The sequence below is a fragment of the Kocuria sp. cx-455 genome (assembly GCF_057707085.1).
The window spans coordinates 85834-101597 of record NZ_JBYIPM010000001.1 but is presented as its reverse complement, the minus strand read 5'-3'; the positions used below and the strand labels follow the sequence as shown (position 1 = coordinate 101597).

The 15764-nt window shown below is 65.3% G+C and carries 12 protein-coding genes; 7 read left to right on the top strand and 5 right to left on the bottom strand.

Annotation, left to right across the window (positions count from 1 at the left end):
* Positions 1–37: 37 nt before the first annotated feature.
* The 6 genes from AC3ENJ_RS00445 (at position 38) to AC3ENJ_RS00420 (ending at position 7220) form a co-directional block, all read left to right on the top strand.
* Positions 38–1654 (top strand): ABC transporter substrate-binding protein, encoded by a 1617-nt coding sequence (locus AC3ENJ_RS00445; protein WP_431812701.1) that lies wholly within the window; start codon positions 38–40, stop codon positions 1652–1654.
* A 113-nt stretch (positions 1655–1767) separates the two neighbouring features.
* The gene (locus AC3ENJ_RS00440) at positions 1768–3252 is read left to right on the top strand and encodes a malate:quinone oxidoreductase (protein WP_190807107.1); all 1485 of its coding nucleotides are present in this window, start codon (positions 1768–1770) and stop codon (positions 3250–3252) included.
* 241 nt (positions 3253–3493) lie between these two features.
* Complete coding sequence (locus AC3ENJ_RS00435) at positions 3494–3940, top strand: MarR family winged helix-turn-helix transcriptional regulator (RefSeq protein ID WP_223840831.1); 447 nt, start codon at positions 3494–3496, stop codon at positions 3938–3940.
* A gap of 133 nt (positions 3941–4073) precedes the next feature.
* Positions 4074–5177: a YihY/virulence factor BrkB family protein gene (locus tag AC3ENJ_RS00430; RefSeq protein ID WP_190780155.1), complete on the top strand. Its 1104-nt coding sequence runs from the start codon at positions 4074–4076 to the stop codon at positions 5175–5177.
* A 265-nt stretch (positions 5178–5442) separates the two neighbouring features.
* On the top strand, positions 5443–6540 hold the full coding sequence (locus AC3ENJ_RS00425; protein ID WP_190780154.1) for an S-(hydroxymethyl)mycothiol dehydrogenase: 1098 nt from the start codon (positions 5443–5445) through the stop codon (positions 6538–6540).
* A complete protein-coding gene (locus tag AC3ENJ_RS00420; protein WP_190780153.1) occupies positions 6537–7220 on the top strand; it encodes an MBL fold metallo-hydrolase in 684 nt (227 codons plus the stop codon). Before AC3ENJ_RS00425 ends, AC3ENJ_RS00420 begins: the two co-directional genes overlap by 4 nt.
* A 155-nt stretch (positions 7221–7375) precedes the next feature.
* On the opposite strand, the gene AC3ENJ_RS00415 is transcribed toward AC3ENJ_RS00420, so the two are convergent.
* From AC3ENJ_RS00415 to AC3ENJ_RS00405, 3 genes are read right to left on the bottom strand one after another with little or no spacing between them, the layout of a single operon-like run.
* Positions 7376–8677, bottom strand: coding sequence for an MFS transporter (locus AC3ENJ_RS00415; protein WP_190780152.1), 1302 nt, complete (start codon positions 8675–8677; stop codon positions 7376–7378).
* Positions 8678–8686: 9 nt separating this feature from the next.
* Positions 8687–11842, bottom strand: a complete 3156-nt coding sequence (locus AC3ENJ_RS00410) for an AAA family ATPase (RefSeq protein ID WP_431812700.1) — start codon at positions 11840–11842, stop codon at positions 8687–8689.
* Positions 11843–11851: 9 nt separating this feature from the next.
* Complete coding sequence (locus tag AC3ENJ_RS00405; protein WP_190780150.1) at positions 11852–13063, bottom strand: exonuclease SbcCD subunit D; 1212 nt, start codon at positions 13061–13063, stop codon at positions 11852–11854.
* A 65-nt stretch (positions 13064–13128) separates the two neighbouring features.
* Between AC3ENJ_RS00405 and AC3ENJ_RS00400 the strand changes: the two genes are divergently transcribed.
* Positions 13129–14160: an ADP-ribosylglycohydrolase family protein gene (locus AC3ENJ_RS00400; protein ID WP_190780149.1), complete on the top strand. Its 1032-nt coding sequence runs from the start codon at positions 13129–13131 to the stop codon at positions 14158–14160.
* A gap of 63 nt (positions 14161–14223) precedes the next feature.
* Here AC3ENJ_RS00400 and AC3ENJ_RS00395 read toward each other — a convergent pair whose 3' ends face one another.
* A complete protein-coding gene (locus AC3ENJ_RS00395) occupies positions 14224–14805 on the bottom strand; it encodes a 3'-5' exonuclease (protein WP_190780148.1) in 582 nt (193 codons plus the stop codon).
* A gap of 98 nt (positions 14806–14903) precedes the next feature.
* Entirely contained in the window at positions 14904–15764 is an 861-nt protein-coding gene (locus AC3ENJ_RS00390) for a phosphotransferase family protein (protein WP_190780147.1), read from the bottom strand.

Below are 15764 nucleotides of genomic sequence, written 5' to 3'. Positions count from 1 at the left end.
CGTCAACAGCTGTCGGTCGGTGAAAGGATCTGCTTCGTTGCGCACCTCGGAATTCCAGTTCGGTCGTCGCGGGTTTCTGGCCGCGGCCGGGCTGGGAATGGTGCAAACAGGTTGCGGTGCCACCACGCCGCGGTCACAGGATTCCCCGGCTGCACCCGACGCCTCGTTCGTTTTCGCCCAGGCGGCCTCTCCCGCCACATTGGATCCGTCCATCAGTAATTCGGTGGAGACTTCTCGGATCGCCGCTCAAGTTCTCGAGGGTCTGGTCAGGGCGGATTCCTCGACCGGGGAGCCGCTCCCGGGTCTGGCCGAATCCTGGGAGGTCGACGGCGACAAGCGCTCCGTGACCTTCACCCTCCGGCGCGGTATCTCGTTTCACGACGGCGCCGCCCTGGACGCTGAGGCCGTGCGCGCGAACTTCGACAAGTGGCGGGAGCAGGCCGAGTCGGATGCGCCGTGGGCGCCCAGAACGTCTTTCGCCACGGTGTTCCGGCACGGCAACACGGATCCGTCCACACCGTCCAGTTACGGCGGCTGCGAGGTGGTCGACGAGCGCACGGTCAAGATCGTGCTGCGCCACCCGTACCGCCCGCTGCTCCACGCGCTGACCCAGCCGTCGTTCGGTCTCGCCTCACCCGACAGCATCGCGGCCGACGCCTCACGCAGCCATCCCGTGGGCACCGGCCCGTTTCGCTTCGACTCCGCCGATGCCACCACGGTTCGATTGAGCGTGAATCCCGATTACTGGGCGCAACTGGGCCACCTCGGCAGCGTGGAGTTCCGCAGTGTCCCGGACTCCAAAGTCCGGTATGCGGCCCTCGTGTCCGGCCAGGTGGATGCCTATGACCAGGTGGGCCTGGACGATTTCGCTCCCCTGGCCCGCAGCGGCACCCAGGTGCTGTTCCGTGACCCGTATTCCGTGTCCTACGTGGGAATCAATCAGCGTCTTCCGCTGCTCCAGGACGTGATGATTCGCCGTGCGATCGCCGCGGCGATTGACCGAGGTGCCATTGCCCGCGAACTGTTCCCCAATGGCACCAACGTGGCCGATCAGTTCATCCCGGCGCGATTCAACGTGGATGGTGATGACCTACAGGTCCCAGGATTCAACCCACAACGCGCTCGCGACCTGCTCGCCGACTCGAAGTACAACGGCGAACGGCTGAGTTTTTACTATCCGCGCAATACCTCCCGGTTGTACCTGCAAAAACCCGAGCAGGTATTTGCCATGATCTCCTCGCAGCTCACGCGGGTGGGGTTCACCGTGGACCCGGTAGCCGTGAACTGGGACGACGACTACGTGCAGAAGGTGACGGATCCGGAGTCACGTCATGCCCTCAGTCTGATGGGATGGAGTGGCGGGTTCCGGGATCCGGATAATTTCCTGGGCCCGTTGCTGGGCTCCCCCAACGCCGAATTCGGGATTCGGGACACGGGCCTGTTCACGGCCGTCAATCGGGCGGCCGCAATCTCCGACGACGCCGCCCGGGCCAACACGTACCGGGCGTTGAACAATCGGATCTCGCAAATGCTGCCGGCCATTCCGCTTGCGCACCCCGTATCGGCCGTGGCCGTTAACAACAGGGTCGAGACCTTTCCCTTGACCTCGACCGGACATGAGCTGTTCAACGACCTGACCCTGCGTGGCAGCTGATGAATGCGCATTCCGTGACACCTTCCATTCGGTGATCGTCACGGGCTGGGGATAGTCTTGGGGCGAACCTCACGCGGCGCACCGAGGCGCCGCAAAGCATTCCGGGAGACACCTTGACTTCAACTCAGCCCATAGAATCCACTGACGTTCTTCTGGTTGGCGCAGGCATCATGAGTGCCACGCTTGCAACCATCCTCAAGGATCTTCAGCCCCACTGGGACATGACCATCCTGGAGCGTCTGGACCGCGCAGGGTTGGAAAGTTCCAACGCCTGGAACAATGCCGGTACCGGTCACGCGGCCCTGTGTGAACTCAACTACGCACCCCAGGCCGCAGACGGTTCCGTGAGCGCGCAGAAGGCACTGAATATCAACGAGCAGTTCCACGTGACCCGTCAGCTGTGGTCCACCTTGGTGGAGAGCGGAGTGCTCAAGGATCCTTCCAGCTTCATCAACCCGGTTCCGCACATTTCTATGGTGTTTGGCGAGGACCACGCCCGCTACCTGCGTACCCGCTATGACTCCTTCAAACAGAACAAGCTCTTCGAGCGCATGGAATTCTCGGAGGACCGCGACAAGATCGCCGATTGGGCCCCGTTGACCATGCACGGTCGCGGCGCCGGTCGTGTGGCCGCGACTTTCGCTCCCGAGGGCACAGACGTGGACTTCGGTGCGCTGAGCAATCAGCTGATCGACTACGTGGCGGGCCAGGGCACCACGGTCCGCTACGGCCAGGAGGTCACCACCTTGAACCGGCAGTCGGACGGTTCCTGGCTGGTCAAGGTTGAGGATCGCCTCAACAGCGACAACAACCGGAGCGTCCACGCCAAATTCGTGTTCCTCGGCGCCGGCGGCGGTGCCCTGCACCTGTTGCAGCGCTCCGGTATCAAGGAGGCCAAGGGCTTCGGAGGTTTCCCGGTGTCCGGGCTGTTCCTGCGTAACACCGATCCCGCCGTCACCTCCCAGCACAATGCCAAGGTGTACGGGCAGGCCTCCGTGGGAGCACCTCCCATGTCCGTACCGCACCTGGACACCCGTTACGTCAATGGCAAGAAGGCCGTCATGTTCGGGCCCTACGGTGGGTTCAAGCCGAACTTCTTGAAGCACGGTTCTCTGCTGGACCTACCCAAGTCGGTGCGGGCGCACAACTTGTACCCCATGACTCGCGCGGGACTGTCCAATCTCGACCTGGTCAAGTACCTTCTGAGCGAATTGACCAAGACCCGTTCCCAGCGCATGGACGCCTTGCACGAGTACTACCCCACTGCTGAGGCTGGCCAGTGGGATCTTATCGAGGCCGGCCAGCGTGTCCAGGTCATGAAGAAGGACCCTCAGAAGGGTGGCATTCTGCAGTTCGGCACCGAACTGGTCACCAGCGCGGACGGTTCTATCGGCGCATTGCTGGGCGCGTCCCCGGGTGCGTCGACCGCGGTGCCCATCATGTTGAATCTGTTGTCCCGTTGCTTCCCGTCCAAGATGTCTGAGTGGGAGCCCCGGTTGAAGGAACTGATTCCGGCCTACGGTGTGAAGCTCAACGACAACCCGCAGCTCGCGGATGAGATTATCGGTCACACCTCCGAGGTGCTGGGTATTCGCTGACCTGCTGAGTTACCCCGAGCCCGAGCCGGGGTTGCGTTTCCATGGGAGCATTTGTACATGTCGTACAAGTGCTCCCGTGCCATTTAAGCGAGCTACGACCGGCACCGCGCTGTGCACCCTTGCGGGGACAAGGTTATCCAGGGGTGTCATAAATGTGGACACCAGCGACACCGGAGCTGCCGCCGCGGTTTCGTAGCATGGAAAGAACGCTCATAGGGGGTGAGCGTTCAAAGGGGGAATTATGCCGTCAAGAGGCAGTATCGAAGCATGGGAGGCCCTGGGGCGTTGCCACGTCTCCGTGACTCGCGTGCTACAACGCAACGTGAACTTACATGGTTTATCGCGTCGGGAATTCGAGGTCCTGGCAACTCTGTACACCGCTGACCGCAATGGTTTGCGCTTGCGGGACCTCAACAGTCATGTACTACTGACGCAGTCCAGTCTCTCCAGAATGCTGGAGCGTCTTGAGTTGAAAGGCTTGGTCACCCGGCGCCAGGATGCGCAAGATCTACGGGGTGTACGTGTCGCGCTGACCAGTAGTGGTTCGGAACTGTACGAGGCCATTTCTGTCAGTCACGACCAAATGGTTGCCGAACTCATCAGCACGGCACTTGATCCGGATGAAGTCCGAGTGCTGATGCGGTTGAGCGAACGCGTTCACCAGTATTCGTTGTCATTGCATCGATAGGCCCGCTGGCCACGGAAGGGAGACCGAATGCCGCGGTAAGCTGCGGGGTACACGATCCAACCCCCACAGCTCAGTAGACTGTCTAAGAACCGTCATTAGCACCAGCGACACTTTTCTTAGTGAGGACTACGCGATGAGCGAGCAAAAGCTTGAAGCCACGCAGCGCCGCGGCCACGCGGCCCCAGATCCGGACCACGACGCCAAGCCCGACTCTCCTACTGATCTCAAGGGGCAGTCGTGGGGGTACGTGTTCAAACGCGCTCTTTCGGAGTTCAGCAAGGACGGCTGTACCGACCTGGCAGCGTCACTGACTTACTTCGCGGTGCTGTCGATCTTCCCGGCGCTGTTGGCGTTGGTGTCTCTCTTGGGCGTTTTCGGCCAGGGTGAAGCCACCACCACGGCGATCCTGGACTTTCTGGAGCAGTACGCGCCCGCCGAACTTGTGAGTCTGTTGTCCGGCCCCATTTCGCAGTTGACCACCCAGTCGGGTGCCGGGTTGGCCCTGGTCGTCGGTGTGGCCGGTGCATTGTGGACGGCTTCCGGGTACACGGGCGCGTTCGGTCGTGCCATGAACCGGGTCTACGAGGTGAGCGAGGGGCGCCCGTTCCTGAAGCTGAAGCCCACCATGTTGCTCGTGACCCTGGCGGTCGTCTTGATCGTGGCGCTGGTCATGTTCATGGTGCTGTTGTCCGGCGACATCGCTCAGACCGTGGGCGACCTGGTGGGCCTGGGCACCACCGCGGTGACCGTGTGGAACTGGGCCAAGATCCCCGTGATCCTCTTTCTGGTGGTGCTGCTGATCGCACTGCTGTACTACGCGACTCCCAACGTGAAGCAGCCCAAGTTTCGCTGGATGAGCCCCGGTGCCGTGATCGCGCTGGTGGCCATGGGTCTGGCCGGTGCCGCTTTCGCGTTCTACGTGTCCAACTTCGCAAGTTACAACGCCACCTACGGCATCATCGGCTCCGTGATCATCCTGCTCCTGGGCTTGTGGATCATGAACAACGTGCTTTTGTTCGGCGCGGAGGTCGATGCCGAGGTCGAGCGCGGACGCCAGCTCCAGGGTGGCCTGCGGGCCGAGAGCACCATTCAGTTGCCCCCGCGTGACGTCCGTCAGACCAAGAAGCTCCAGGCCAAGGAGGAAAAACTTGAGGCCGAGGGCCGCAAGCTCCGCCTGCAGCACGACCACATCGACTACTCGTCCGATTCCGAGGATTCCAAGGATGCGAAGAACTAGCGTCGGTCACTGCGCGCGTTCGATCCGAAGCCGGTTCGAGGCCCCCACGGGGTCACGAACCGGCTTCGGCCGTTAACGCCGCCGTGACCGCGCGCCCACGCCGGGGCACGTCGAACCGCGCCGCCACCGCGGGGGCATGCGGGTATCGACCCGGGATTGCGACGTCGCAGCGCAGTTCCTCGCGGGGCGAACTCCCGGCGCCTCACCCGAGCTCTGGCCTAAGCTGGAAGTGACGCCAGCAACAACCCAACAGGAAGGCACACGCATGCACAAGGTCAAAGGTGTAGTGGTCAAGGCAAAAAACGAACCGGCCACGGTGGAAACAATTCTGGTACCGGATCCCGGGCCCGGCGAGGCCCTGGTGGACGTGTTGACGTGCGGCGTGTGCCAAACCGACCTGCATTACAAGGTGGGCGGTGTAGGTGACAATTTCCCCTACCTGCTCGGCCACGAAGCCGCCGGTGTGGTCAGCGCCGTGGGCGAAGGCGTCACCGAGGTCGAGGTGGGCGATCACGTGATCCTCAATTGGCGGGCGGTGTGCGGCGAGTGTCGTGCGTGCCGCAGGGGCGAACCGTGGTACTGCTTCGACACGCACAATGCGACCCAGAAAATGACTCTTGAGGACGGCACCGCATTGGAACCGGCTTTGGGCATCGGCGCCTTTGCGGAGAAGACCTTGGTCGCGGCCGGGCAGTGCACTCGAGTGGAAACCCCCCTCGAGGACCACCAGTACGCCGCCGTGGGTCTGCTCGGTTGCGGCGTGACCGCCGGCATCGGTGCCGCCATCAACACCGGCGCCGTGAAGCGTGGGGAATCCGTGGCGGTGATCGGCTGCGGTGGCGTGGGTACGGCCGCAATTGCCGGCGCGGCCCTGGCCGGAGCCACGACCATCATTGCCGTGGACCTGGATACCGAGAAGCTCGCCACCGCCCAGCGCCTGGGCGCAACCCACACCGTCAACTCCAAGGACCGTGATCCGGTGGAAGCCATCAAGGAGCTCACGGACGGTAACGGTGCGGACCTGGTGATTGATGCCGTGGGCATCGAGCCCACCTTCAAGCAAGCATTCCAGGCTCGTGATCTCGCCGGACGCGTGGTCCTGGTGGGCGTGCCCGATCCCGGTACCACCATTGATCTGCCCTTGGACGAAATCTTCTCCCGCGGCGGTTCCATCAAGTCCGCGTGGTACGGGGACACCCTACCCTCGCGTGACTTCCCCATGCTCGTGGACCAGTACAAGCTGGGCCGCCTCGACCTCGATGCGTTCGTGACCGAGCGCATCGAGCTGGACAAAGTGGACGAAGCATTCGAGACCATGAAGGCCGGTAAGGTCCTGCGATCCGTAGTGGAGATGCCCCGATGAGCGAACAGCCGACAACCATTCTGACTGACGACCAGACCGGCCTGCGGGTCGACAACTGCGTCACCTCCGGAACGTTCAGCCTGGACGGCGGAACGTGGGAGGTCGACAACAACGTGTGGATCATCGGCAACGAGGTGGAGTGCGCGGTGATTGACCCGGCGCACAACCCCCAAGCCGTTGTGGACGCTGTGGCGGGGCGAACCATCACCCACGTGTTGCTGACCCACGGACACGACGACCACATCGGCGCGGTCCGCGAGTTCGTGGAACTGGCCGGCACCGACGCCCAGGTCTATCTGCACCCGGAGGACCTGGTGCTGTGGCGCAAGGTGTTCTCGGACGGCTCCGAGCCGGAACCGCTCGAGGACAACCAGCACATCGTCGCGGGTACGGCGGCGCTGACGGTACTGCACACCCCCGGGCACTCCCCCGGGTCCGTGGCCTTCCACGCTCCCGATCTCGGCGATCACGGCGTGCTGTTCAGTGGTGACACGCTGTTCCAGGGCGGCCCGGGTGCTACGGGACGGTCCTACTCGGATTTCCCCACCATCATCGACTCCATTCGGGAGCGCATCCTCAGCTTGCCGGAGGAAACCCTGGTACTCACCGGGCACGGAGACTCCACCACGGTCGGCAGCGAGAAACCGCATCTGAGCGAATGGATCGCGCGCGGTCACTGAGTCCGCGGGCACCCCTGCCACCCGAATGAACCGCGTCACGGCCGGCAACGGCTGCGACGCGGTTCGTCATTCCTGAGCACTCTGGCGCCGACGTCCGGGGACCTCCCTACTTTTCCCGCGCGGTTTTCACCGGGCGGCGCCGGCCCCCGTACTGGTCACCCGTGCAGGCTGGACAACGGCGACCGGCGCCACAGGTAAATGAAAGCCAGTGCGCCGGCCAATGGAATCAGGGCCATGGCCACCGGCACCAACGCAGCGGAAATGTAGTCGTACCGAACGCCGAAATACGCGCTGAGCACTAACCCCAAGGCCGTTCCGGCGGAGGTTGCGGCGGTCATATGAGAGACGAGCCCCATGTACATGTTCTCCGGAGCCACGTAGGCCGCCAGCCCGAATAGGCACAGCAGGCTCGGCCCGATGGTCAAGCCGATAAATGCGAGCACCACCGCGAACCCGAGCGCCCCCGAAGGGGTGGATAACATCATGGAGGTCAGCAGCGCGGCCGTGCCGTAGAGGATCCACAGGTTCCGGGGCGACACCCGAGTGCGCCAGGACACGGTGACAATAGCGGCGATCGCGGACGTCAAACCCAGGAACGCGTACAGGGCACCCACCGACGGCACGATGTCCACCGACACGACAAACACCACCAGGCACCCCTGGATCGCGCCCAGCAGAGCCCCCAGACCACCGCATCCCACTAGCAACATGGTGCGCAGTCGTTGCGCGGACCAGCGTTGAGCGAGGGCCAATCTTTCCGATCCCTCCCGCAGCGACATGGTGAGAACGGGTTGTTTGAACCTGGCGGATGGATGAAGCATGAAGATGAGCACCATGACCACCGAAAGCACCGCCGAGACCCGCAGTACGGTTTGCGGCCCCGCCGTGGTGGCGATCAACCCGGTGATGGCGGCGCCCGTCACCACGGACATGGCTTCACTCACGGATTCCATGCGCATGGCGGAGGGTAAGAGGTCCACCCGTTGGCGATGTTCCAACAGGGAATTCCACCGGATCCTGCAGGCCAGGCCCTGCGGGGCCAGGGACAATCCGGCGAGGAAGAAGGGCAGAAACATCCCCACACTCTCGATCCCGGTCGGGACGGATTCAATGGGAGCCAGGGGCAACAACCACATGACCGTGCCCTGCACCAGGGCGAGCACGGCCAACCCCGCTTGACGCCAAGGGACGTTGACGAAGAACGTCATAATCATTCCGCACAGGGCACTGCCCAGACACACGGCCGCCGAACCCAGCGCCGCCGTCCACGGGGAAGCCGTCTGGGTGGCGATCCATGTGATCACACCCAGGGGCGCGAGGACCTGGGGCAATCGCAACGCCAGTGTGATCCGGGTGAGGCCGCGCCCGCCCATCCCATTGAGCACTTTGACGTCCCTGATCAGCTCGGGAACGGTCGTGGACGTGACGGGCGAGGGTGCGGGCACGGAAGAACTCACGGGATCAGCCTACGCGTTCGTTTCCAGACCGGTCATGACGCGCAGGTGTGACCCCTTGGGGGTCTTGGTCACGACCAGTTGTGCACCGATGCGCTGTTTCATCTCCGCCACGTGGGAGACAAGTCCAATCACCCGTCCGTTCTGTCGGAGCCCGTCGATGGTCTGGAGCACCTGTTCCAGGGTGTCCTCGTCCAGGGAACCAAAACCTTCGTCCACGAACAGTGTGTCCATCTCCTGGCCGCCCGCGGCCGCGCGCACCACGTCCGCGAGCGCCAGGGCGAGCGCGAGGGACGTGAAGAATGATTCACCGCCGGACAACGTTTCGGTGCCTCGGCGAACCCCTGTCCACGAGTCGTCCACTTCCAGGCCCAGCCCCGCCTTTCCCCCGCCCCGCGTCTGGTCGGTGTGGAGCAAGCTGAACCGGCCGGAGGACATCCGCTGCAAATGTTCCGAGGCCACGGCCGCCACGTGCTCCAACTTGGCCGCGAGCACGAAGGACGTCAGCGTCATACGAAGACTGTTGTCGGAGGACAACCCATTGGCCACGGCGGACAGGCCGGTGAGCCGTTCCGACTTCTCCCGGGCGCGGCGCAGGCGTTCACCGCGATCACCGACCGCGCGATCCAGTTCCCGAACCGCGCGCTCAAGGGCGGTGACGGTTCCCGACGCCGCGGTGATCCGGTCGCGCTGGGCCGCGAGGCTCTCGCTGTGCTGCGCGGCTCTGGCCACGGATTCCGTGGACGTTTCGGCGCGCTCCCGCGGCGAGAGCTGACCCGTGGCCACCATGGTCTCCGTGGCCAGTTCGGCGGTGATCTTGCCGAGCCGGTCGTGGTGATGCTGCAGCCAGGTTTCGATCTCCTGGGCCTCGGACGGTTGCAGAAGTGCCGACCGCACCTGCTCCGCCGTTGCAAAGGGGGACTCCGCCAGCTCGCCCGTGAGCGTGTGCCGTGCGTAGTCGAGTTCTTGGGTGGCACGGTCGAGGCCACGCTGGGCGGTTTCCATGACGGAGACCGCCTCCATGAGGTCCTGGGCAGCTGCCATCCGTTGCCGGGCTGATGCAAAGCCGGCCAATTCCCGGTCCAAACGCTCTCGGGCCTCCTGCAGCTGCGCGGTCAGAGACGTCCTCCGCGTGGCATCGCGTTCGATCCGGAGGTCGATATCGCGCAGGGCTGCCCGTGACTCGTCGATGCGGTGCTCAAGGGTCGTCAACGTGTCCGCGGTTTCACGGGCGCGCACGAGTTGGCGTTCGAGCCGGGCAACGGCCTGAGCGGATTCCGCGGCCGCGGCTCGAACCGCGGTGATGTCTTCCTCCGCTCCGGCACCGAGTGCCTGGGCGGCCCGCTGCTGAGCCGCCTGCCATTCACCGTGGGTCCGGTCGGATTCCGCCTGGGCTTCGTCTCGGGTTGCCCGGGCGCCCGCGAGTGTGCGCTCGGTGACTTCACGGCCCCGCTCATGCCCCGCGGGAGCGGGGTGCAGTGTGGACCCGCACACGGGACATGGTTCTGACGCGCGCAGTGCTGAGGCAAGCGTCGCGGCCGCGGAGGCGAATCGTTGGGCTTCCAGTTCCTCCACACGGTGAGCCGCAGCACGGCGAGCATCCTCCGCGGTGCGATAGTGGTCTCCGCGTGCATCCCGCTCCCGGGCGAGTTCTTGGAACGTCTCCGTTGCCGCCAAGGTCTGACGCACTCGTTCATCACGGTCCCGGATCACGGCGGCATCCCGTGTGGCTTCGCGCAGCTCGTCCCCGGTGCGCTCCACCGCGGCTCGTTCCTCGATGTCTCGACCCAGGATGTTCTCGACAGTTTCTTTACGAGCATGATGCTGTGCCAGATGCTGTTCCACGTCGGTCAGGGCCAGCTGGCTGGTGTGCAGCGATTCCTCCTCCTCGAGCGCCTGTTGGGCGCCGTGACGAGCACCCACGGCCGCGTCTCGAACGGCCGCCAGATCTCGGTCACCGGTCAGCCAGCCCTCCAGAACGGCGCCATGCCCACCCAGGACAAGCCGAAATCGCTCGTGACCCGTGGACCCCGCCGACAACGCCTCTCGTGCGGCCCGCGCCGTGGTTCGGGCGTGGTCCACCGCCGACTCCGCGTGGTCGGCCGCGTTGGCGAGGCCGGCCAGTTGTCGTGCGGCCCGGTGCCGTGTCAGCTGTGCCTCCCGAATGCGCACGGTGTCCCGTTGCGCCTCCAGCTCGGCGCGGAGCCCGCTCAGCCGGTCGTGGCGTTCAATGTTGGAGAGCCACTCGGTAAGCTCTCGTGCTCGCGCGGCAGCCTGTGTCTGCTGGGCGCTCACCGCATTACGGGCGCTGGTGAGCAGGGGCACCACGGTGGCGAGCTTGCCCGACAGCTCCTCCAGGGTTGTCTGTGCGGGCATCTCCCCTGCCGCGTCTGCGGTCGGGTGCGCGACCGGGTCATCGCCGGTATGGGAACCCGGCGACTCGGACAGCGGAACGGTCTCCGCCGGCAGCTGCGCAAGCACCTCCGCCAGCTGCTCGTCCAGTTGGCTCACGCGTTCAAGGTCTCGTTGCTGATCGAGCCTGAGCGCATCGAGGTCGGCCTGGGCTGCGGAGGCCAGGTCCTTGAGTTCCTGCTGGATCCTTGGATAGATGTCGGTACCGAACAACGTTTCCAGAAGCTTCTCGCGTTCCTTGGAACCCGCCCGGAGGAACTGCGCGAACCGGCCCTGAGGCAGCATCATCACTTGCGTGAACTGTTCCCGGTTCAACCCCACCACGTGTTCGACGGTCTGGGCCACGTCATCCGGTCGATAACCGCGTTCTTCCCACACACCCGCCACGAATTCGCGTAGCAACACCTTGGCGTGTTGTTCGGACCAACCGGACGCCGCCCGTTTGGACGGTTTGCTCCAGGCCGGAGAGCGGCTGATGTGCCACCGACGACCGCCGGCCGAGAACTCCAGATCCACCAGGGGTGCCGTGTCAGGATCCGCGTGGTCACTGTGCCCCGGTTTCCTACCGCCCATGGCCACCGTGGTGGGTGCCGAGGAATAGAGGGCGAAACAAATCGCATCCAGCACGCTGGTCTTGCCGGCCCCCGTCTCACCGTTGAGCAGGAACACACCGGCCTCATTCAGGGTGTCGAACTCGACCACTTCGTGTCCCGCGAAGGGACCGAATGCGGTGATCTCCAGGCGATGCAGTTTCATGGTGTTCCCCTATTCCGACGCACCGACGGCGCGCGCGGCAGCCACGGCTGAGGCGATATCGTTCTGCTCCGCGTCCGATACCGACCGTTGTCGGACGTGGTCGAAGAACGATGCGCACAGGGAGTCCGGGCTCTGCGCAACCTCGACCCGGGCGCTGTAACTGAGCTTCTGTTGTGAACGGCCCCCCTCGGGTTCCCACCGCAGTTCCACGGTCTGCGGAAACCTGGTGCGAATGCGCTCCATGGCCGAGGCGGGTCGTTCGGGATCGGTGAGCACCACCTGGCACCATGCGCTCTCCGCGCTCGCGTGGCCGGGATCTCGCAGCAGGTCCGCCAGGTTCCCGCGCAGTTGAGCAAGGTGCAGTCCGGCACGGTGGTCGAGGCTTGTGACCGCCGGTTCATCCGAGTCCGTGAACTCCACGAGCCACGCGCCCTTCGTCTGACCCGTCTCCGAGAACGAATAGGCCACGGGTGAGCCGCTGTACCGCACGGCGGGGCGGACCGCTTGCCGTCTGTGGATGTGGCCCAGCGCAGCATAACTGTGTGCCGCGAACACGTCCGCGCTGACGGTGCCGAGACCCCCGCAGTCGATGACTCGTTCGGAGTCCGTGGTGGCCGCACCCGTGACGAACGCGTGTGCCATGACCACGCCCCGGGTATGAGCCCGAGATCGGAGATCGGCGGCGGTAGAAGTGGCGATCGTGTCCAGAACGTCCTGGTGGGTGGCCGAGCACGCCAACCGGGGTGCCACCGACCGCGGCTCGAGGTACGGAATGCCGTACACGGCCACCGTGGGAGCACCGGGGCGTTCTCCCGGATCGTCCCCGTTCAGCGCCGTGTCCGTGACTCGCACCCCCGACTCATGGGCGGAGAAGAGAATGGGAAGAGCCGCCTGCTCGGCCCGGGTGCGAATGAAGACCCCGCCGTGCGCCATGATTTGCGCCCCGAAACCCAAACGCGCGGCGGAATCGTGATTGCCGCTGGTCATCACCACGTACGCCCCGGCCCGGCGAATGCTCGCCAGGGTGGCGTTGAGCAGTTCCACCACCTCCGTGCGCGGTTGCGCACGGTCATACACGTCACCGGAAATCAGCACCGCATCAATGCGGTGCTCGACAACCCACGCGGCGATCTCGTCCATGGCGCGGGCTTGAACGTTCAGAACGTCCACGCCGTGGAACGTGCGGCCCAGGTGCCAGTCCGATGTGTGGAGGAATCTCATGCTCGACAATCTATCGACCCTGACCGACACGCACTGGCTCACCGTCACTCACATAGACTCGGTGCATGCAGGCCTCTTCCCCGTCACCCTTGCTCTCCCCCGATCACGGTATCGATGCCGCTATGGGCGCGTACCCGGACACCGTCACCGCCGTGTTCGGCAGCCTGGCGGTCGCCGCGGCAACGGACGGCCCGGCCTCCGAGGAGTACGTGCAGCTGGCCGCCCGTTCTGCGGATGCCCTCAATGAGGTGGCCGAGTGGGCCAACACCGGGCTGTCCGCGGATCCGAGCGCGTGCGCGTGGCTGTCCTACCTGCGCTGGGCGCGGGCGGCCGGCGCTCGACCGCCCGCCAGTTCCCCGGTGCCGCCCACGCGCGAGTTCGACCGTGATTTCCCCGTGCTCAGCCGCGCCTGCGCTTTCTCGGGTGACAGTTTTGCCGCACTCGCCACCGGCGAATTCGGCGAAGTGGCTCGCCCGATCGATCCCACGGCCGAAAGCGGTGAGGTTCTTGCGCGCAGCATTCCCTACGGGTTGATCCCCAATCTGGGCTGGAAGGCCCTCGTGCCGATCATCGTGGACGCCGCCGCCATCACGCACGGTCATGCGGAAGCCCAAACGGCCGCGGTCGGCGCGGCTCTTGCGATCCACGCGAGCGTGCGCGCCCAGGAGACGGACGCTGATTTCCGAGAGGTGCTCACCGCCGTGAGCGAGGTCTGCGACGGCATGACTCGCCCGGCACCGAAGACACGCGCGCTCTTACATTTGGTCACCCAGGCCACGGAGCGCGCGGACCTCGAATCCGCCGACGGCGCCCTGTCCCGGGCCCTCGGGGACGGCACCGCGGCGTCGTCGGCGCTGGCCCTGGGACTGTTCGCAGCGAGTACCGCCCAGGCCGCCGCCGGGGCGCGCGGCGACACCGTGACGCGGGCGCTCGAAGTGATCTCGGCGCATCCGGCGGCCTCCCCCGGGGCTCGATCCGTGGCGGCGGCCGTCTGCGCAGCGCGGTGGGGAACGCAGGCCGTTCCGGCAGTGACCGACCCGGTGGGCGCGGAGCTCGCCCAGCTCGCCCGCCAATGGAGCGACCGCTGGCGCCCGTGAACGTGTGACCTGCCCGCGGGAACGACGAGCGCGCGCCCGCGCAAGGAGGCGCACCGAACACGGTCAGAGTCGGGTGCTGTAGATCTTGGTGCCGTAGTGGGCGGCCAGTTCCTCCATGGAGTCGGCCGCGCTGCGGTGCGCGAGATCCATGACGATGCCCGCGCACGCCTGGGCATCGGCCAATGCATTGTGATGATTCTCTAGGGGAACACCCACCGCGTGTGAGACCGCCGGCAGCGAATACGACCGCAGTCGATAGGCGGCCCGCGACAATCTCAACGTGCACGCGTAGCGCCATGGCCGGGCCGGATGCCCCACTGCCGCATTGGCTGCCTTGATGACCCCGGTGTCGAAAATCGCGTTGTGTGCCACCAGGATTCCGTCCGGGGCGCCGGTCTCGAGCCGTTCCACGAGCCACGTCCAGTACTGCGCGTACGACGGCGCTTCCGCCACGTCCGCCGGCCGAATTCCGTGAACCCTGATATTGCCCGGTTCGAAGTGGTCGTGGCCGGGTGGGGGTTGCAGCAGCGAGTACTGGGTATCAGCCACCTGGCCGTCCTCCACGCGGACAACGCCTATGGCGCACGCGGAGGCAAAGCTACGGTTGGCTGTTTCGAAGTCTATGGCGGTGAAACTGACGGGCACGGTGACAGGTTACTGTCGGCCTCAGACACGCTGCGCGCATCCCGGAACAATTCGCGGGGTTGCGCCACGAACGGCCGAGACCGTAATCGGGCGAGCGCTCAGGCGTGGACCGATGCGTGAGCCTCGTACCAGTCGTCGGCCTTTTCCACGGCCTGATTGATTTGGGCGATGTCCAATTCGTGATGGATCGCGTAGGCGACCGCCTGCAAGGGGAATATCCGGGCGTGCAGCCGCGCCCGCTCGAAGTCATCGGGGGTGGTGGCGTGCCGTACGCTGTCCCAACCGAACCACAGGCCCAGGGAGGCGGTGTCGTAGGCGGGGTCGGCCAGACAGGCGTGATCCCAGTCGATGATTCCCACCAGCCGGTCGTTCTCCCACAACATGTTGTTGCCCATGAGGTCACCGTGGACCAGTTCGGGCTGGACCATCTCGAGTTGCACCAGGTCCCGAATGGCTTCGAGGGCGCGCGGCCTGTTCCCCGGGATCAGGCGCGGGATGACCTGGTCGAGCAGCACGTGGCGGCGGCGGTGCCCGCCCCAGTGCTGTCCCGGCCGGTCGAGCCACGGCGCGGCCTGCGGAACTTCGGCCGAACGCAGCTGATCGAGCACGCTGGCCAGGACGGTAGCGGCCACGGGCCCGGGTCCGCGGGTGGTCCCGGGGAGCCACGTCATCCCCACGGCCGTGTACCGCCCTTCGTCGAGCACCGGGGTCAGCGGCCGCGGGATAGCGAAATCGAAGTCGGGAAGCAGCGAGAGCGCCCGCACGCGGCGTCGTACGTTTTCACCCGATGTGGGGTTCTTGGCAATGCGCACGCTCATCACGTGCCCCGCGTTCACCACGATGTGTGCGGAACCGCCCGCGTGGACCTCCCATTCGGAACGGTCCACGCTCACCCCCGCTTCCGCCAGCACCGCGTCCACGGCGTCAGCGAACGGAAGATGCCCGCATGAGAATTTCAT